Annotated in this window: 14 protein-coding genes; 11 read left to right on the top strand and 3 right to left on the bottom strand. The window is 75.8% G+C overall.

Annotated elements, in window-relative coordinates; all coding sequences use genetic code 11:
• Window positions 1–58 precede the first annotated feature (58 nt).
• Genes OG403_RS01525 through OG403_RS01490 form a run of 8 tightly spaced genes read left to right on the top strand, consistent with a single transcriptional unit; the run spans window position 59 to window position 10753 of the window.
• Window positions 59–277, top strand: a complete 219-nt coding sequence (locus tag OG403_RS01525; RefSeq protein WP_329560735.1) for an MbtH family protein — start codon at window positions 59–61, stop codon at window positions 275–277.
• Entirely contained in the window at window positions 274–2130 is a 1857-nt protein-coding gene (locus OG403_RS01520; protein WP_329560734.1) for a non-ribosomal peptide synthetase, read from the top strand. The genes OG403_RS01525 and OG403_RS01520 overlap by 4 nt, the downstream gene beginning before the upstream one ends.
• A complete protein-coding gene (locus OG403_RS01515; protein ID WP_329560733.1) occupies window positions 2127–3641 on the top strand; it encodes a condensation domain-containing protein in 1515 nt (504 codons plus the stop codon). Before OG403_RS01520 ends, OG403_RS01515 begins: the two co-directional genes overlap by 4 nt.
• A 5-nt stretch (window positions 3642–3646) precedes the next feature.
• Window positions 3647–5650 carry a cytochrome P450 gene (locus OG403_RS01510; protein ID WP_329560731.1) on the top strand — a complete coding sequence of 668 codons (2004 nt, stop codon included), beginning with the start codon at window positions 3647–3649 and terminating at the stop codon, window positions 5648–5650.
• Window positions 5651–5669: 19 nt separating this feature from the next.
• A complete protein-coding gene (locus OG403_RS01505) occupies window positions 5670–7127 on the top strand; it encodes a condensation domain-containing protein (protein ID WP_329560729.1) in 1458 nt (485 codons plus the stop codon).
• A complete protein-coding gene (locus OG403_RS01500) occupies window positions 7124–7864 on the top strand; it encodes a thioesterase II family protein (RefSeq protein ID WP_329560728.1) in 741 nt (246 codons plus the stop codon). The genes OG403_RS01505 and OG403_RS01500 overlap by 4 nt, the downstream gene beginning before the upstream one ends.
• Window positions 7857–9452 carry an amino acid adenylation domain-containing protein gene (locus tag OG403_RS01495; protein ID WP_329560726.1) on the top strand — a complete coding sequence of 532 codons (1596 nt, stop codon included), beginning with the start codon at window positions 7857–7859 and terminating at the stop codon, window positions 9450–9452. Before OG403_RS01500 ends, OG403_RS01495 begins: the two co-directional genes overlap by 8 nt.
• Window positions 9449–10753 carry an MFS transporter gene (locus tag OG403_RS01490; protein WP_329560725.1) on the top strand — a complete coding sequence of 435 codons (1305 nt, stop codon included), beginning with the start codon at window positions 9449–9451 and terminating at the stop codon, window positions 10751–10753. Before OG403_RS01495 ends, OG403_RS01490 begins: the two co-directional genes overlap by 4 nt.
• 9 nt (window positions 10754–10762) lie before the next feature.
• Here OG403_RS01490 and OG403_RS01485 read toward each other — a convergent pair whose 3' ends face one another.
• Window positions 10763–12178 (bottom strand): helix-turn-helix domain-containing protein, encoded by a 1416-nt coding sequence (locus OG403_RS01485; RefSeq protein WP_329560723.1) that lies wholly within the window; start codon window positions 12176–12178, stop codon window positions 10763–10765.
• Window positions 12179–12595: 417 nt separating this feature from the next.
• On the opposite strand from OG403_RS01485, the gene OG403_RS01480 reads away from it, so the two are divergent.
• The gene (locus tag OG403_RS01480) at window positions 12596–15640 is read left to right on the top strand and encodes an AfsR/SARP family transcriptional regulator (RefSeq protein ID WP_329560721.1); all 3045 of its coding nucleotides are present in this window, start codon (window positions 12596–12598) and stop codon (window positions 15638–15640) included.
• 54 nt (window positions 15641–15694) lie between these two features.
• On the opposite strand, the gene OG403_RS01475 is transcribed toward OG403_RS01480, so the two are convergent.
• Together OG403_RS01475 and OG403_RS01470 are read right to left on the bottom strand one after the other, a co-directional pair.
• Window positions 15695–15859, bottom strand: coding sequence for a hypothetical protein (locus OG403_RS01475; protein ID WP_329560719.1), 165 nt, complete (start codon window positions 15857–15859; stop codon window positions 15695–15697).
• 144 nt (window positions 15860–16003) lie between these two features.
• A complete protein-coding gene (locus tag OG403_RS01470; protein WP_329560718.1) occupies window positions 16004–16402 on the bottom strand; it encodes a hypothetical protein in 399 nt (132 codons plus the stop codon).
• 272 nt (window positions 16403–16674) lie between these two features.
• Here OG403_RS01470 and OG403_RS01465 point away from each other — a divergent pair, with 272 nt between their 5' ends.
• The gene (locus tag OG403_RS01465; protein ID WP_329560716.1) at window positions 16675–17676 is read left to right on the top strand and encodes a GlxA family transcriptional regulator; all 1002 of its coding nucleotides are present in this window, start codon (window positions 16675–16677) and stop codon (window positions 17674–17676) included.
• Complete coding sequence (locus OG403_RS01460; protein WP_329560714.1) at window positions 17673–18305, top strand: DJ-1/PfpI family protein; 633 nt, start codon at window positions 17673–17675, stop codon at window positions 18303–18305. The genes OG403_RS01465 and OG403_RS01460 overlap by 4 nt, the downstream gene beginning before the upstream one ends.
• Window positions 18306–18331: the final 26 nt, after the last annotated feature.

Below are 18331 nucleotides of genomic sequence, written 5' to 3'. Positions count from 1 at the left end.
ACCCCAACCCCTTGTGAATTCCAGTAACTGACGAAGTATCAGCAGAGGAGAAGTCGCCATGGACGCTTTCACCGAGTTCGCCGTCGTGGTCAACGAGGAGGAGCAGTACTCGCTCTGGCCGGCCGGCCTGGAACTCCCGCTCGGCTGGCGGGCCGAGGGGACCAGCGGCAGCGAGGCGGACTGCCTGGCCCGGGTCGAGCAGGTCTGGTCGGACATCCGCCCGAAGAGCCTGCGCGACTCGATCGCCCGGCGGCGTGCCGAGGAGTCCGTGCGATGACCAGCGGACTTCAGATCGAGCCCGGCACGGTCCTGGGCGGTACGGGGACGGTCGTCGAGCTCTTCGAGGAGCGGGTGCGGGCATGTCCGCAGGCCGTCGCGCTGGTCCAGGCGGGCGGGCCGCACTGGTCGTACCAGGAGTTGAACGACCGGGCGAACCAGGTGGCCTGGTGGTTGCGGGGTCACGGGGTGGGCGTGGGCGACCGGGTGGGACTGCACCTGGCGCGGTCGCTCGAGTGCGTCGCGGCGATGCTGGGGGTGCTGAAGGCGGGGGCGGCGTATCTGCCGCTGGAGCCGGGGGTGCCGGCCGAGCGGTTGGCGCACTTCGTGCGGGACGCGGCGCCGGTGGCCGTGGTCAGCGCGGATCCGGCGGCGGCGCCCCGGTCGGGGGTGCGGGTGCTCGACCTGGCGGACCCTGAGCTGACCCGCAACCCGACCCGGAACCCGGGGCTGGCGCTGTCCGCCGAGGACGTGGTGTACGTGCCGTACACCTCGGGCTCCACGGGCACGCCGAAGGGCACACTGGTGCCGCACCGCGCGGTGCCGGGGTTCTTCGCCGGGGAGCGGTACGCCTACTGGGGCCCCGGGGCCACGGCGGTGCTGCACGCGGCGCTCTCCTGGGACGGGCACATCCTGGACCTGTACCCGGCGCTGCTCTCCGGCGGCCGGGTGCTGATCCCCGGCCACGGCAACACCGACCCGATCGCCACCGCCCACACCGCGGCCGAGCACGGCGCCAGCGTGCTCTTCCTCACCACGGCCGCCTTCAACCTGCTGGCCCTCACCCAGGGCGGCCCGGCCACGGCCCCGCGCTACCTGCTCTTCGGCGGCGAGAGCGCGTCCGTCGAGTACACCCGGCAGGTCGCGCGCCGCTACCCGGACACCGAACTGGTGCACTGCTACGGCCCGTCCGAGGCGACGGTGTTCACCACCGTGCAGCCGCTGCGGCCCGCCGACCTGGCCGGGGACGTCCTGCCGATCGGGCGGCCGGTCGGCGACCGGATCGTCCACGTGCTGGACGAGCGGCTGCGGCCGACCCCGGACGGAGAGACCGGCGAACTGTACGTCGCCGGCCCGGCGCTGGGCCACGGCTACCTGAACCGGGCCGGCCTGACGGCGCAGAAGTTCCTGCCCGACCCGTTCAGCACCGAACCGGGTGCGCGGATGTACCGCAGCGGCGACCTGGTGCGCCGACTGCCGGACGGCAGGCTGGAGTTCGTCGGGCGGCGGGACGGCCAGGTGAAGATCCGGGGCTACCGGATCGAGCTGGGCGAGATCGAGGCCGCGCTGGCCGCGCTCGGCTCGGTGGCCACCTGCGCGGTGACCGTGCACGAGCCGGCGCCGGGGGACAAGCGGCTGGCCGCCTACCTCACGGCCGCCGACGGCGCCACCCCCGACCCGGACGGGATCCGGGAGCAACTGCGGGCGAGGCTGCCCGAGTACCTGGTCCCGGCCACCGTCACCGTGCTGCCCGCCCTCCCGATGACCGCCAACGGGAAGATCGACCGCCGGGCGCTGCCGGCGCCGGACCCCACCGCGGACCGGCCGACGGACCGGTCGCCGGAGAACCAGGACGCCGACCCGCTGGAGCGGCTCATCGGCCTGACCTGGGCCCGGCTGCTCGGCGTCGGACAGGTGGCGCCGAGTGACAACTTCCTGACCCTGGGCGGGCATTCACTGCTCGCGGTGCGGCTGGTGCATGTGCTGCGGGCCGCGCTGGGCGTGCAGGTGAGCCTCGGCAGCCTGCTCGCCGCCGCCGACCTGGCGGAGTTCACGGCGGGGGTGCGGGCCGAACTGGACCGGGCGGCGGTCCAGCCCGACCTGCCGCAGTTGCTGCGCAGGCTGGCGCCGTGACCGCCGCCCGACCGCAGGCCGCCCCGGACGACGTGATGCGCGAGCTGCTGGCCGCCCTGGTCGACCCGGCCGCCGCACCGGCCAGTCCGCTCCCGCAGGGCACCGGCCAGGACGGCGAGGTCCCGCTCACCGAAGGCCAGCGGCAGCTCTGGTTCCTCCAGCAGCTGTGGCCCGAGGCCACCACCTACCACGTGTGCACCGCGCTGCGGCTGCGCGGCCCGCTGCACACCACCGCCCTGGAACGGGCGCTGGCCGCCCTGATCCGACGGCACCCGGTGCTGCGGATGAACATCCGCGCCGGGCGGCGCGGGCGCCCGCAGGGCCTGCTGCACCCGCCCGGCGCCGGCCCGGCCACCCTGGTGGCCGCCGACCTCGGCGGCTGCCCGCCGCAGCTGCGCGAGGCGCGGATCCAGCAGGCGGCGCAGGCTGACCTGGCGGTGCCGTTCGACCTGGCCGGCGGCCCGCTGGTCAGGGCCCGACTGCTCCGGTTCGCACCGGACGACCACGCGCTGGTGCTGACCCTGCACCACCTCGTGGTCGACGGCTGGTCGATGCGGATCATCCTGCGCGACCTGGCTGCGCTCTACTCGGCCCAGGCCGCCGCAGCGCCCGCCTACCTGCCGGAACTCCGGTACCAGTACGCCGACTTCGCCGCCTGGCAGCAGAGCGGGCTGAGCTCGTCGGCGCGCTACGCGGCCGCGCTCGACCACTGGCGGCGCACCCTGGCGCAGGCACCGCAGGAGTCCACCCCGCCGCCGGACCGGGAGACGGCCCAGGCGGACGGCGGACGGGGCGGCCGCTCGCTCCACTTCGACCTGCCGGCCGCCACCGTGCGCGGCGTGCGGGTGCTGGCCGCCCGCCAGGCCAGCAGCCCGTTCGCCGTCTGCCACGCGGCCTTCACCCTCTGGCTGGCCCGCGCCACCGGGCGCACCGACCTGGTGGTGGGCGCGCCCAGCTGCGGCCGCCCGTTCCCCGAACTGGACGAGGTGGTCGGCTACTTCGTCAACCTGCTGCCGCTGCGCAGCGAGCTGCGCGCGGAGTCGACCTTCGCCGAGACGGTGCGCACGGCCCACACCACCATCGCCGCCGCACTCGACCACGACCTGCTGCCCTTCGACCGGATCGTCAAGACCCTCGGCATCCGCCGCGGCGCGGGCCGTCCGCCACTCGCCCAGGTGGCGTTCCAACTGGTCGACGACGCCACGGTGGGCGGCGAGGCCGACGACTGGTACGGCCTGGCCGCCGAGGAGTGCCGCATCCTGCACGACGACGGCGCCCGCTTCGACCTCGAACTCGACCTGCGCCGGCGGGGCCCCGAGACGATCGAAGGCTGCCTCACCTACGACACCCGGCGCTACCGGGAACGCACCGCCGAGCAGGTCCGAGACGACTACCTCGACCTGCTGGCCGCGCTCTGCGACCACCCGGACACCCCCCTGGGCCCGCTGCTCGACGGCGGCCGGCCCCTGACCACGGCCCACGACGGGTCACGGCGGGACGGATCACGATGACGACGATGGTGGAAAGCCGACCGGACCGGCCGCACGTGGTGGACGACTGGTTCCTGCTGCCGGCCCCGCGGCCCGCGGCGCCCGTCCGGCTGTTCTGCTTCCCGCACGCCGGCGGCGACGCCTCGGCGTTCGCGCCACTGGCCCGCGCCCTGGCACCCGACACCGAGGTGTGGGCGCTGCGCCTGCCCGGTCGCGGCGCCCGGCTGCGCGAGGCGCTGCCGGCGGACTTCGACGCGCTGGTGGACCAGGTGGTCCGGGCACTGCTGCCGCACACCCACCCGGGCATCACCTTCGGGCTCTACGGGCAGAGCTTCGGCGCCCTGCTCGGCTACGAGGTGGCCCGCGCCCTGCCGCCGGGCCACCGCCCCCGCTTCCTGGTCCCCGCCTCCTGCCACGCGCCGCAGCGGTGGGCGGGCGAGCTGTCGGAGCGGCTGGACGCGGCAGGGCTGCTGGCGGCCACCGGGTTCGACCGGATCGTCGCGCAGAACGCCGAGTTCGAGGCGCTGGCGCTGGCCACCACCGGCGCGGACCTCGCGCTCTGCCGCACCTACCGCTACCGCCCCGGCCCGCTGTCCGGGACGCGGCTGCACGCGGTGGTCGGCGCCGGTGATCCGCTGGTCTGCGGTCAGGACCTGGCGGCCTGGGCGGAGGTCGCCGAGCACGGCGTGGACACCACCGTGGTCGAGGGCGGGCACCTGCTCGCCGTCCCCACCGACCCGGGCCCGGCCGAGCTGCTGCGCGCCGTCGCCGCCACCGCCGTCCAGCCGGTGGGGCCGAGCGCGCCCGCCCGCCGGCCCGCCGCCGTCGCGGCGGACCGGGCCCCAGTGCCTGACGCGGCCCTGGACCTGTCCGACACCACGTTCTGGGAGGGCCCGGACGTCGCGGCGCGGATCGACGCGCTGCGCGAGGACGCGCCCGTTCGGCGGATGACGGTCGCGGGCGACGGACCCACCTGGGCGGTCCTCTCCTACCAGCACGCGGCCGAAGTGCTCGGTGACGCCGAGAACTTCAGTTCGCTGGGCGGCTCGCTGCTGGGCACCTCCCCGGACGGCTCGGCGCCGGCCGGCTCCGGCCGGATGATGGCGTTCAGCGACCCGCCGGTGCACCGCACCATCCGCACCCCGCTGACCCCGTTCTTCAACGCGCGCAACACCGCGGGCTACACGCCACGGCTGGCCGAGATCGCCGGGCAGGCCGTGCGGGCCGGGCTGGCCCGGGGCGAGGTCAACTTCGTCGACATGATCGCCCCGGTACCGCTCGCGGTGATGTGCGATCTGCTGGACATCCCGGAAGCCGACCGCGCCAAGGTGGTCGCGCTCTCCGACCGCGCCTTCCTGAGCGCCGGCCCGCAGGAGCGCCGCGCGGGGCACCAGGAGCTGATCCGCTACCTGTTCATGCACACCATCGCCCACCGCGCGCGCCCGGCCGACGACTTGGTCAGCGTGCTGGCCACGCACCGGACGGACGGCAGCCTGCTGCCGATCGAGGACGTGGTGCTGAACCTGGACAACATCCTGGTCGGCGGCGTCCAGACGGTCCGGCACACCGCCGCGCTGGGCATGCTCGCACTGCTGCGCAGCCCCCGCCAGCTGCGGGCCCTGTGGGACGGGGAGATCGAACCGGCGGACGCGGTGGACGAGTTGCTGCGCTGGACCTCCTCGGGACTGCACGTGCTGCGCACCGCGGCCCGGGATGTGCGGCTCGGCGCGGCCGAGATCAGGGCGGGGGAGAAGGTGGTGGTGTGGACCTGGGCGGCCAACCACGATCCGGCCCAGTTCGAGCGCCCCGAGGAACTGCTGCTGGACCGGTCGCCCAACCGGCACCTGGGCCTGGGCTGGGGGCCGCACTTCTGCCTCGGCGCGGCCCTGGCGAAGGCCGAACTGGCCGCCATCTTCACGGCCCTGCGGGACCAGGTGCGGACCGTGGAGCTGACCGGGATCCCGCGGCACAACAAGTCGATCATCAACTTCGGCCTGGACGAGCTGCCGGTGCGGCTCGTCGGCCGCTGAATCCTCGGGAGGGGATGACATGACTGTGACCCTGAACGCCGGCACCGTCGAGGAGCGGTTGGCCGCGGTCTGGTCGGAGGTCCTGGACGGGGTGCCCGTCACCAGGTCCGACAACTTCTTCGAACTCGGCGGCGACTCGCTGCTGATCATCGAGACGGTCGCGCTGGCCCGCGAGGAGGGGCTGGACTTCACCCCGCTCGACCTGATCGAGCACCAGACGGTGGCCGAACTCGCGGCCCGGATCACCCGTGCCCCACTCGCCCGCAGTGCCGAGGCCGCGCCGGAGGACTTCCCGCTGACCGCCGCCCAGCACCGGCTGTGCACCGCGCAGCCGCACCCGCGCCACGTCACCCAGTCGGCGCTGTGGCACGCGGACGGCCTGGACGCCGCGCTGCTGGCGGCGGCCCTGACCGCCGTCGTGGACCACCACGACTCCTTCCGGCTGCGCCTGGTCGACGGCCCGGGCGAGGCCCGGCTGCGCTACGCCGCGCGCACCGGCGTCATGCTCGAACACCTGGACCTGTCCGGCCGCCCCACCGCCGCGCGGGAGCGGGAGCTGCTGGCGCACACCACCCGCCTGCAGCGCTCGGTCGATCCCGGCCACGGCCCGCTGGTGCGGGCCGCGCTCTTCGAACTCGGCGACGCCGGGCGCCGGCTCTTCGTCACCGCCCACCACCTGGCGGTGGACGGCGCCTCCTGGCGGATCCTGCGCGCCGACCTGACCAGGAGCTACCGGCGGCTGGAACTCGGGCAGCCGGTCGACCTCCCGGCGCCGACCAGCCCGTACGGCGTGTGGGCCCGGCACTGCGCCACCGGGCCCGCCGCGAGGGCCACTTCGCCGGCGGCCCGGGGCGCGCGGGTCGCGGACGCGGCCACGGTCACCGTGCGCGCGTCCGAGCAGGTGACCGCGACCCTGCTGGGCCGGGTCCGGTCCGAGCTGGGCGTGGGGATGGACGCGGTGCTGGTCGCCGCGGTCGCCCGCGCCGTCGCCCGGGTCAACGGCCTGGAGCAGGTCGGCGTCGAGGTCGAAGGGCACGGCCGGGACACCGCCCCCGCCGGGCTGGACATCAGCCGCACGACCGGCTGGTTCACCCAGTTGCGGACCGTCGTCCTCACCCCGGGCCGACCCGGCCCCCGCGCCCTGATCACCGCGGCGGGCCGGGAGCTCGCCGCTGCCGGGGCCGACGCCGCCGGCGCGGTGGTGCCCACCGTGCTGGTCAACTACCTGGGCCGGTTCACCGAGCGGGCCGAGGAGCTGTTCACCGACGCCACCGAGGCGGTCGGCGCGGACCGGTACCCGGACAACTTCCTCTCCCACCCGATCGAGGTCCACGCCGCGGTCGACGGCGCGCGGCTGGTCACCGTCATCACCTGCGACGGGGCCGCGCCCGCCGGGGCCGGCGCCGAGGCGTTGGCCGCCGCCTACCGCGAGGTGCTGGAGCAACTGGCCGACGCGCTGCGGGGAGACGCCCGGTGATCCGGCTGCACCCGCCGCTGCCGGCCCGGGGGAGCGCGGTCCTGGTGATTCCGGGCATCGGCGGCACCGCCCGCACGGTCGGACCGCTGACCGCGGCGCTCACCGACGTGCCGACGGCCGTCGCGCTCCGGCGGCCGGTCGCCGCCGGCCCCGCCGGCGAGGTGGACGCGATCCCCGGCTGGGCCGCCGAGCTGGCGCGGCAGCTGGCCGACGGCCCTTGCCCGGACGCGCTGGTGGTCCTCGGGCACAGCCTGGGCGCGTACATCGCGCTGGAACTGGTCCGCAGGCTGGAGGAGTCGGCCCCCGGCGTGGTGCGCGCCCTGGTGGTGGCCGGCCAGCTTCCGCCGCACCGCCTCCCGGCCCCCGCCGGCGACTGGCTCGACGACGCGTCGGTGCTGCGCCGGGTGAGCGGCGGCGCGCTGCCCCAGGGGCTGGCCGGCGAGCCCGCGTTGCTGCGCTTCCTGATCGACTCGTGGCGCGCCGACTACCGGGCTGTCGACGCCTACCGGTCCCGGCCCGTGCGGCCGATCGCCACCCCGCTGTCGGTCTGGAACGCGGCCGCCGACCCGTCCGCGCCGAGCGGAGCGGCGCTGAGCGCCTGGCGCGGGTACACCGGTGCGGCCACGGAGTTCGCGACGTTCGAGGGCGCCCATGACTTCCTGTACACCGATGTCGAACCCGTGGCCGCCCAGCTGAGCCGGCTGGCCGCCCCCCGAGCCGAGGTGCTCCATGTCTGACCCAACGCCATCGCGGATCCCCGAGACCCTGTACGAGTGGTTCGCCCGCTCCGTGGCGGCCCGTCCGCACGCTCCGGCCCTGGAGGTGGGCGACGCCCGCTACAGCTACCAGGAGCTGAGCCGCCACGCCGACCGGCTGGCCGGGCGGATCCTGGCCGCCCACGGCACCCGACCCGAACGCGTCGCCCTGCGCGCCTCCCGCACCCTGGTCGCCTACGCGGGCTACCTCGCGGCGCAGCGCCTCGGTGCCGCGGTGACCCCGCTCAACCCCGAGCACCCCGCGGCCCGGAACCAGGCGGTGTGCTCGCTGGCCCGCGCGGACGTCCTGGTCAGCGACGCGCCCGAGTGCCACCCGGCCACGGACGGCGGGCCCCGGCCCACCCTGCTCGCGCTCACCGACCGGGAGCTCACCGCACAACCGGCCGACGCCGAGCCCGAGGTCCCGCTGCCGCCGTACCGGACGGGTGCGGACGACCTCGCGTACGTCCTGTTCACCTCCGGCTCGACCGGCCGGCCCAAGGGCGTACCGATCCGGCACCGCAACGTCTCCCCGTTCATCGCGCACCACATCGACCGCTTCGAGGTCGCCCCCGGGGCCCGGACCACGCAGATCTTCGACCTCACCTTCGACCCGTCGGTGTACGACCTCTTCGTCACCTGGGGCGGGGGCGCCACCCTGGTCGTCCCGCAGCGCGGCGAACTGCTCAACCCGGTGGCCTACGTGGTCGAGCGCGGCATCACCCACTGGCTGTCGGTCCCCTCGCTCATCTCGGTCAGCGCGGCGCTCGGCAATCTGCCGACCGGACTGGCGACCTCGCTGCGCCACAGCGTGTTCGGCGGTGAGCAGCTGACCTACCGGCACGTCGAGGCCTGGCGCGCGGTCGCGCCGAACAGCGCCATCGCGAACGTCTACGGGCCGACCGAACTGACCATCGCCTGCACCGCGTACCAGCTCCCCGCCGACCCCGCGCAGTGGCCGCGGACCTCCACCGACTCGGTGCCCATCGGACTGGTCCACGACCACCTCGACTTCGCGGTCCTGGACGACCAGGGACGCGAGGCGGCCGAGGGCGAGCTGTGCGTCCGCGGGGTCCAGCGGTTCGACGGCTACCTCGATCCGGCCAACGACCGGGGCCGCTTCCTGCGGCCGACCGCCGACCCGGCCGAGGTCCGGCAGGAGGAGGGCACGCTGACCCCGGAGCACTACTACCGCACCGGTGACCGGGTGCGCTGGGAGCACGGCACGCTGGTGCACCTCGGGCGGATGGACGACCAGTTGAAGGTCCGCGGCTACCGGGTCGAGCCGGGCGAGATCGAGACGGCCCTGCGGCGGCACCCCGGCGTGGTCGAGGCGGTGGTGCTCACCGTCCCCGGGGCGGGCGGAGCCGAACTGGTGGCCTGCCACACCGGCGAGCCGCTGCCCCGCGCCGACACCAAGGCCTGGCTGCGGCAGCGGATCCCCGTCCACATGGTGCCGCGCCGCTTCGTGCACCTCGACCGGCTCCCGCTGAACCCCAACGGCAAGATCGACCGACCCGCGCTGCTGCGCACGCTGAGCGGTGGGCCGCTGCTGGTCGGTGCCGGATGACCACGACGCTGGAGCCGACGCCGGGGGCCGCGGCCGGCTCCGGTCTGCGGACGAACCGTGCGTTCCGACTGCTCTGGATCGGCGAGTCCGCCGGCAAGTTCGGCACCGCGATCACCGGGGTGGCGCTGCCGCTGCTGGCCACCGTGGTGCTGCACGCCGGCACCTTCCAGGTCGGGCTGATCACCGCCGTCCAGTGGGTGCCCTGGCTGCTGGTCGGCCTGCCCGCCGGGGTCTGGGTCGACCGGTGCAGCCCCAGGCGGCTGATGATCTGCTGCAACACCGTCTCGGCCGCCGCCCTGCTCAGCATCCCGGTCGCCGCCGCCGCCCAGCTGCTGACGATCACTCAGATCCTCCTGGTGGCCCTGGTGCTGGGCCTGGCGAACGTCTTCTTCAGCACCGCCTACCTGGTCTACCTGCCGCTCATCGTGCCCTCCGAGGACCTGGTCGCCGCCAACAGCCGGCTGCAGGGCAGCGAGTCCTCGGCCCAGATCGCGGGCCCGGGCCTGGGCGGCGCGCTCGCCCAACTGCTCGGCGCCGCCGTCGGGCCGCTGGTGAACGCCGGCTCGTTCGCCGTCTCCACCCTCTGCCTGCTGCTCGCCCCCGAGCCCGCCCGCCGCACCGAGGGCACCGCTCCCGGCCGGGGACCGGCGGCCTCGGTCTGGCGGGAGATCGGCGAGGGCCTGCGCTTTGTCCAGCGGCACCGCGTGCTGCGGCTGCTGACGGTCGTCGCCGCGCTGGCCAACCTGGCGATGACCGCCTACGAGGCGATCCTGGTGGTCTTCCTGGTCCGCACCGTGCACCTGCCGCCCGCCGCCGTGGGTCTGCTGCTGGCCGCCACCGGGGTCGGCGGGATCGCCGGCGCCGTCGCCGCCGCCCCGCTGGCCCGCCGGCTGGGCGAGCCGCGCGCCATCGTGTACAGCCTGGCCGCCACCGCTCCGTTCGGCCTGCTGCTGCCGCTCACCGGACCGGGCCCGGCCACCGGGTACTTCCTGCCCGGCGCCATCGTGCCGGTGGCGGGCCTGGTCGTCTACAACGTGGTGGTCAGCAGCTTCCGCCAGCGGCACACCCCGCACCGGCTGCTCGGGCGGATCTCGGCGACCATGCGCTTCCTGGTCTTCGGCGCGATCCCGCTGGGCGCCCTGGCCGGCGGCGCGCTCGGCTCGCTGCTCGGGCCGCGCGGCGCCCTGTGGTGCGTGATGACCGCCGCGCTGCTGCCCGCCCTGCTGCTCGGCCGCTCCTGGCTGCGCCGGCAGCACGAGCTCGACTCGGCCGCCGTTCCCGACGGCCGTGCGGGGCGGTGAGCCGGCCGCCTAGGCGAGCGCACCGGCCAGCACCGGCGCCTGCCCGGCCACGGCCGCCCGCGCTGACGGCGCGCACGGCGCCGACGGCTGCCCGAGGCCCAGCGGCCGGACCAGGTTGAGCACGCTGAACCGGGCCGGCCCGCCCGCCGTGGCCGGCAGTTGGCGCAGCAGGCCGTGCAGCACCAGCGCGTGGACCTCCCGGGCCGCCGCCGCCGGCGGGATGCCGAGCACCCGGGCGGCGGTCTCCACCGTCCAGGAGCGGGTCAGCGGCGCCACCGCGCGCAGCAGCGCCGCCAGCCGTGGGCTCAGCTCGCGCACCGTGTCCGCAAGCAGCCCGCTCAACCGGGGGCCGTCCCCGGGCAGCGGCGGGGCGGCGCCGTCGATCAGCGCCAGCGGCGTGCTGCGGACGATCTCCAGCAACTGCTCCGGGGAGTACAGCAGCAGCCAGGAGCCGGCCGCCTCCAGCGCCTGCGGCAGCCCGTCCAGCGCCTGGCAGATCCGGGCCAGCGTGGCCACCACCGACTCGGTCGGCAGCAGGTCGGGGCGCAGGTGGCTGACGTACGACAGCATCAGTTCCACGGCCGGCCCGGCCTGCTCGGCCGTGGCTGTCGCCCCCGCCCGACCCGGGCCGCCCGGCCCCGGCCCCGGCAGCGGCAGCGGGGTCAGCGGCAGCACCCGGCCGTCCAGCGTCCGCTCCGGGCGGCGGCTGGTGATCAGCACCTTCAGCCGCTCGCAGGAGTGCAGCAGACCCAGCAGGCCGGGCCCCAGGCCGCCCTGCGCCGCGTCATAGCCGTCCAGCACCAGCAGGGTGGGCCGATCCCGGACCAGGGCCGCCAGTTCGTCCATGGTCCCGCCGTTCCCGCCCTGTGCGAGCAGCGACCTGACCCAGCCGACCAGGGCCGACTGCGGTCGCTGCGGGGCCCCGGACGGCTGCTCGGCGGTGCGGTCCATGGGCACCCACAGCACCGGCGTCCGGGCCTGGGCGTGGCAGCAGAGCGCCGCCTCCTGCGCGAGCCGCGACTTGCCGACACCGGGCAGACCCACCACGGTGAGCAGCCGCTCGTGCTCCGCGCCGAGCAGCGAGGTCAGCGCCCGCAGCTCCGCCCCGCGCCCGGTCAGCGGCCGCAGCGGGGCCGGCGGCGGCGCCAGCTCGACGCCGTACAGGTCGCCCAGGGTGCTGCCGACCGAGGCGTTCCCGACCGCGAGTTGGAGGGTGGCCCGGCGGGTGTCGCTCAGTCGCATGGTGTCGGCGAGCAGCCGGATGGTGTCCTTGCGCGGGTGCTGGACCCGGCCCTGCTCGAGGTCCCGGATGGCCCGGACACTGACCGTCGAGAGACCGGCCAGCTGCTGCTGGGTGAGGCCGGCCCTGCGGCGCGCGCTGCGCAGCAGGACGCCGAGTCCGGCCGATGGAGCCTGAGCGTTCATCAGATGACCTCCGTGGTCCGAGGATGGCCGCACGCCGGCCCGTCCGGGCACCGTGCGCCGGCCCGATCAGCCGCCGTGCCCCGCCGCGGGCTGCCGGTCCCCGGGCGGTGAGGCCCTGGGTCCGGTCCGGCGGGGCGTCCGATGACAGCAGCTTCCGGGAGGCGCTTCCCGATCTTTTCCCTGCGCGGTACCGCCCGCCGGGGCGGCTTCCCACCGGCTTCCCGCCGACCTCTCCCGGCTTCCCCCGGCAGCCCCGGGCGGCACCGTGTGACCAGCGGGCTTCCCGGGGCAGTACCGCATGATCAGCGCGCGGCCTATCATCCAGCGGGGGCCAGTTCTGTCCGTGATCCGATGTTCGGCCGCGGCGACATTCCATCGCGGCGATCTTCTGCGGGGTGAGAAGGGGTAGGGGGAACTATGCCTGCTGGCGCTCGGAGTGGGCTGCGCTTCAACATCATGGGCCCGCTGGAGGGTTGGCAGGACGGGCAGCGGCTGCGGCTGGGCGGGACGATCCGCGAGCGGGTGCTGGTCACCCTGCTGCTGGACCCCGGCAAGGTGCTGCCGGTCTCCCGGCTGGTGGCCGCGGTCTGGGCCGAGGACCCGCCCGCCACCGCCTCCCACCAGGTCCGCAAGGCCGTCGCGGAGCTGCGCCGGAGCCTGCGGGCCGGCGGCGAGGTGCTGGTCACCGACGGCCCCGGCTACCGGGTGGCGATCACGGACGCGCAGTTGGACCTGACCGAGTTCGGCGCCCTGGTCCGCACCGCCCGGCAGGCCGCGGCGGCGGGGCAGCCCGCCGAGGCGGTCGAGGCGCTGCGCGACGCACTCGCGCTCTGGCGCGGCCCGGTCCTCTCGGGCGCGGGCGGCCCGGTGATCCAGGCCGCGGCCACCGCGCTGGAGGAGCGCCGACTGGCCGCCGCCGAGCAGCTCTTCGAGCTGCGGCTGGGCCTGGGCGAGAGCGCCGAGCTGGTGGCCGACCTGCGCCAACTCGTCCAGCAGCACCCGCTGCGCGAGACCCCGCGCGGCCAGCTGATGCTCGCGCTCTACCGCTCGGGGCGGCAGGCCGAGGCGCTGGAGGAGTACGGCCGCGTCCGCGAGCTGCTGGTCGAGGAGCTCGGCATCGACCCCGGCCCCGGCCTGGCCCGGATCCACCAGGGCATCCTGCGCGACAACCGCGAACCGGCCGCCGCCCCGCCGGCGGCCGACAGACCGTCAGCAACCCTGCCGCCCGCCGCCGCCCCGCCGCCCCCGCCCGGCGCCGGCTCGCCCAGCACCCTCCCGTACGACCTCACCGACTTCACCGGCCGCGACCGCGAACTCGCCGAACTGCTCGCCTGCGCGCGGCAGGAGGGCGGGCCGCGGACCCGGATCGTGGCCATCGACGGCATGGGCGGCAGCGGCAAGACCTCGCTGGCCGTGCGGGCCGCGCACCGGCTGGCCGCCGCCTACCCGGACGGCCAGCTCCACATCGACCTGCGCGGCCACGCCCCCGGCGAGCCGCCGGTCGGCGCCGGCACCGCGCTGCACACCCTGCTGCGGGCGCTCGGCCTGCCCGGCGACCGGATCCCGGACGACGTGGCGGGCCGCACCGCGCTGTGGCGGGCCACCCTGGTCGGCCGGCGGCTGCTCCTGCTGCTCGACAACGCCGCCGACGCCGCCGCGGTGCGCCCGCTGCTGCCCACCTCGCCCGGCTGCCTGGTCCTGGTCACCAGCCGGGCCCGCCTGGTGGACCTGGACGGTGCGCGGTGGATCTCGATCGACGTGCTGGCACCCGAGGAGAGCGCGAGCCTGGTCACCGAGATCCTCGGCGCGGCGCGGATCGCCGCCGAGCCCGAGGCGGCCGCCGAACTGGCCCGGCTCTGCGGCCATCTCCCGCTCGCCCTGCGGATCGCCACCGCCCGGCTGCGCAACCGCCCGCGCTGGACCCTGCGCTACCTGGCCGACCGGCTGCGCGACGAGACCCGGCGGCTGGACGAACTCAGCTCCGGCGAACGGAGCGTGGCCGCGACGCTGCGCCTGTCCTACCAGACCCTGGACGAGCAGAGCCGCTCGGCGTTCCGGCAGCTCGCCCTGCACCCCGGCGGCGAACTCGACGTCTACTCGGCCGCCGCGCTGCTGGACAGCGGGGCCCGGGCGGCCGAGTCGGTGCTGGAACTGCTGCTCGACGTCCATCTCCTCCAGCAGCCGGAGATCGACCTCTACACCTTCCACGACCTGGTGCGCAGCTTCGCCCAGAGCCTGCGCGGCGGGCCGACCGAGGCGGCGGACGCGGCCGCCGTCGAACGGCTGCTCGACTACTACCTGGCGGCCACCGAGGCGGCCTGCGAGCAGCTGTTCCCCGGCCGGCGCCGCAGCCTGGCCGGGATGCCGCAGGCCACGGCCGAACTGCCCGCGCTGGCCGACGGCACCCGGGCCCAGGCCTGGTTCACCCGGGAGCACACCGCGCTGCGCTCGGCCGTCGCGCTGGCCGAGCGGCGCGGCTACGACCGGCACACCGTCTGCCTGGCCCGCAACGTGATGTTCCAACTGCACGCGCGCGGCCACCTGGACGAGTTCCAGGCGCTGGGCCGGATCGCGGTCACCGCCGCGCGCCGGCTGGGCGACCTGGCGCTGCTCGGGGTGAGCCTGGCCAACCTCGGCGTCGCCTGCTGGAAGCTGGGCCACTTCGCCGAGGGCGTCGAGGTCGCGCAGGAGGCCCGCGACGTGGCCGCCCGGCTCGGCGACCGGCAGACCGAGGCGCACAGCGAGAGCACCCTGGGCCTGTACAAGAGCCTGCTGGGCCGCTTCCCCGAGGCGCTCGCCCACCTGACCAGGGCGATCGCCCACGAACGGGAGCTGGGTTCGCTACGCGCCGAGGCGGAGAGCCTGACCCTGCTCAGCGCGCTGTACGAGCAGTGGGGGCGGTACGGCGAGTCCGCCGAGGCGGCCCGGCGCGCGGTCGAGCTGGGCCGGCAGCTGGGCCGGCACGAGAACGAACTGGTGGCGCTGACCGATCTGGCCGCCGCCCTGCTGGGCCTGGGCTCGTACCCTGAGGCCGAGCAGCAGCTGTGCCAGGCGCGGGAGTTGTGCGACGAGACGAAGGAACCGGGCCAGGTCGCGCTGGCGCTGGCCCTGTCGGCCGACGTCGCGCACCGGCTCGGGCACCCGCAGCGGGCCGCCGACCACCTGGCGCGGGCACTGGCGCTGGTGGAGGCGAGCTCCTCGCCGCTGCGCCGGGCCAAGGTGGAGAACACGGCCGGCCGGCTGCTGCACCGCCGCGGCGAGCACGGCGCGGCGCTGGCCCTGCACACCCACGCGCACCAGCGCGCCGCGGCGATCGACTACCGCACCGAGGAGGCCTACGCGCTGGCCGGGCTGGCCCAGGCGGCCGAGGCGCTGGGCGATGCGGGCGCGCCGGGCCATCGCGCGGCCGCCGAGCGGCTGTTCACGGCGCTGGGGGTGCCGGCGGACCGCCGGCGGGCGTGAGGCAGGCCGGTGGGCGCCCACCCCGGCCGCTGTCCGGGATCCCGGCCGGGGTCCTCACGGCGCGAGGGGGAAGCCGCCCGTGGGGCCCTTGTCCTCGGCCAGCACCTGGTGCTGCGGGTGCGCTGCCCCGGCAGCCGCGTCCCAACCGGTGCCCAGGCCCAGGACCAGGGCCAGCGAAGCGAGGAGGATCCCGAGCAGTGCGGCCGGCTTGCGTCCCATGGTCACGTCCTTTGAGTGGTGTTCCGTGTGCTGTTCCGCGTGCTGTTCCGCGTGCTGTGCCACGCGGTGTCCGCTGCTGACTCCAGCCATGGTGGCTGCGGCACTTCCCGAACGGTTCCCACCGGGTTACCGCGCGAGCACCCGCTACCCGGCCGGCCCGGCGGCCGCCCCGCCGAGCCGGCACGCCAGGATCCGCGGACCGCGCGCGGTGAGCTCCACCTCGGTGCACACGGGCCCCTCCTGATGGCCCGCCAGGTCGAGCAGCGCCCTGACCACCGAGCGCACCGCCGCGAACTGCGCCTCGTCCTGGCCGGCCGCCGGGCTGATCGTGACCACCTTGTGCATCCCGCTCCCGGTCATCGTCTCCACCCGCAGCACCGGCCCCGCCGGCCCGCCGGGAACCCCGCCCCCGTCCGGTCCACCGCCCCCGCCGTCCCCGCTGCCCCCGTCCCGCACCCGCCGGGCCCAGCGCTCCACGGTGGCCAGCTCCTGGAGCGCGGCGCGCAGTTGGACCGCACCGGGGCGGTCGGGGGGATGTGTCACAGCAGCCTCCTGGGGCGGCGAACCGGTCAGCCTGACGGTCGCACCGCCCGATCCCGATCCCCTCCCCGCGCGTTCCCACCGCGGCGGCCGGCGTCGCGCGACGTCATCCTCCGACCGGGTCCGGGACGCCGGCGAGTGCGCGGGGGCGGCGAGACGGTACTTGTCCAGCTCGGGATCGACGTTACGTGCCGTCGCGGCGCCCGCGCCGGGTGGCGCGAATCGTTGGGTGGCCGTCGTTGACGCCATCGGACGCGCGGCCGCAGGCTGGAGACGTGGAGAAGCCCCGCATCGTCTTCGTGATCTTCGAAGGGTTCCAACCGCTCGACCTGGTCGGCCCGCACGAGGTGTTCCAGCACGCGAGCCGGCTCTCGGGCGGCTACACCTGCCAGGTCGTCGCCCCCGTCGCCGGGCCGGTACGAACGAGCAGCGGCCTGCCGGTGCACGCCGAGTTCGGGGTGGCCGGGCTCGAACCGCGGGGGATCGACACCCTGGTGGCCGTCGGCGGCCAGGGGGTCGACCAGGCCCGGCAGCACCGGGCGCTGGTCGACTGGATCGCGGCCGCCGGCGCGCGGGCCCGGCGGATCACCTCGGTCTGCAGCGGGATCTTCCTGCTGGCCGCCGCCGGCCTGGTCGACGGCTGCCAGGTCACCACGCACTGGGCCCGCGCGGAACAACTCGCCCGCGAGCATCCCGCGTTGCGGGTGGACTGCGATCCGATCTTCACCCAGGACGGGCGGGTGTGGACCTCGGCCGGGGTGACCGCCGGCATGGACCTCGCGCTCGCCCTGGTCGAGGACGACCTGGGCCGGCCGGTGGCGCACGCCGTCGCCCAGGAACTGGTGCTCTTCCTGCGCCGACCCGGCAGCCAGTCGCAGTTCAGCGTGCCGCTCTGGTCGAGCCAGCCGTCCAGCGGCCCGATCCGCACGGCGGTCGCGGCGATCCACGCCGACCCCGGCGCCCGGCACACCATCGCCGACCTGGCGGCGCGGGCCGGCCTGAGCCCCCGTCACCTGCAGCGCAGGTTCACCGCGGAACTCGGCACCGCGCCCGCCGGCTACGTGGAACGGGTCCGGGTCGAGGCGGCCCGCCGCGCGCTCGCCGAGGGCGACGACCCCGTCGAGGCCATCGCCCGCAGCTGCGGCTTCGGCACCGGGGAGACGCTGCGCCGTTCGTTCCACCGGCAGGTCGGCGTCACGCCGTCCGACTACCGGGACCGCTTCCGACCCGCGAGGCCCGGCCAGGGTCTCGCCGACCCCATGAGGGAGTACAGATGACCACGTACGGGCTGCTGCTCTTCGACGGCGCCGAGGAGTTGGACTTCGTCGGACCCTGGGAGGTGTTCACCACCTCGGCCATCCTCCGCGGCGGGGCCGACCACGACAGCGGGGCCGAACAGCTGGACCGGGCCGTCCTGATCGCCGAGCGGCCGGGCGCGGTGCGCTGCGGCAAGGGCATGCGGGTGCTGCCCGACCACACCTTCGACGACCACCCGCCGCTGGACCTGCTGCTGGTCCCCGGTGGCCAGGGCACCCGGCGGGAGGTGTCCAACCCCGTGCTGGTCGAGTGGATCCGCAAGACCGCCGCCCAGGCCGACTGGACCACCGGCGTCTGCACCGGCGCCCTGCTGCTGCACGAGGCCGGACCCGCCCGCGGCCGCCGGGTGGCCACCCACCACGCCTTCGAGGACGCGTTGCAGGCCCGCGGCGACATCACGGTGGTGCGCGACGCCCGGTACGTGATCGACGGTCGACTCGCCACCAGCCAGGGCGTCTCGGCCGGCATCGACCTGGCCCTGTGGCTGATCGGGCGGCTGCACGGCCGCGACCACGCCCGCGCCGTGCGCCGCCACATCCAGTACGAGCCGGCGCCGCCGTACCTCGCGGACGAGCCGCTCGCCGACTGAGGCGCAGGACGGGCCAGGGGAGGCGC

It is taken from the genome of Kitasatospora sp. NBC_01266, assembly GCF_036242395.1.
Taxonomy (GTDB): domain Bacteria; phylum Actinomycetota; class Actinomycetes; order Streptomycetales; family Streptomycetaceae; genus Kitasatospora.
The sequence above is the reverse complement of the archived record's forward strand: the minus strand, read 5'-3'. Positions and strand labels throughout refer to the sequence as shown.

What these genes read in the sequence shown, in the direction of transcription:
- OG403_RS01525 (WP_329560735.1), top strand. Translation starts at nt 59, where the DNA reads ATGGACGCTTTCACCGAGTTCGCCGTCGTGGTCAACGAGGAGGAGCAG.
- OG403_RS01520 (WP_329560734.1), top strand. Translation starts at nt 274, where the DNA reads ATGACCAGCGGACTTCAGATCGAGCCCGGCACGGTCCTGGGCGGTACG.
- OG403_RS01510 (WP_329560731.1), top strand. Translation starts at nt 3,647, where the DNA reads ATGGTGGAAAGCCGACCGGACCGGCCGCACGTGGTGGACGACTGGTTC.
- OG403_RS01505 (WP_329560729.1), top strand. Translation starts at nt 5,670, where the DNA reads ATGACTGTGACCCTGAACGCCGGCACCGTCGAGGAGCGGTTGGCCGCG.
- OG403_RS01495 (WP_329560726.1), top strand. Translation starts at nt 7,857, where the DNA reads ATGTCTGACCCAACGCCATCGCGGATCCCCGAGACCCTGTACGAGTGG.
- OG403_RS01490 (WP_329560725.1), top strand. Translation starts at nt 9,449, where the DNA reads ATGACCACGACGCTGGAGCCGACGCCGGGGGCCGCGGCCGGCTCCGGT.
- OG403_RS01485 (WP_329560723.1), bottom strand. Translation starts at nt 12,178, where the DNA reads ATGAACGCTCAGGCTCCATCGGCCGGACTCGGCGTCCTGCTGCGCAGC.
- OG403_RS01480 (WP_329560721.1), top strand. Translation starts at nt 12,596, where the DNA reads ATGCCTGCTGGCGCTCGGAGTGGGCTGCGCTTCAACATCATGGGCCCG.
- OG403_RS01475 (WP_329560719.1), bottom strand. Translation starts at nt 15,859, where the DNA reads ATGGGACGCAAGCCGGCCGCACTGCTCGGGATCCTCCTCGCTTCGCTG.
- OG403_RS01460 (WP_329560714.1), top strand. Translation starts at nt 17,673, where the DNA reads ATGACCACGTACGGGCTGCTGCTCTTCGACGGCGCCGAGGAGTTGGAC.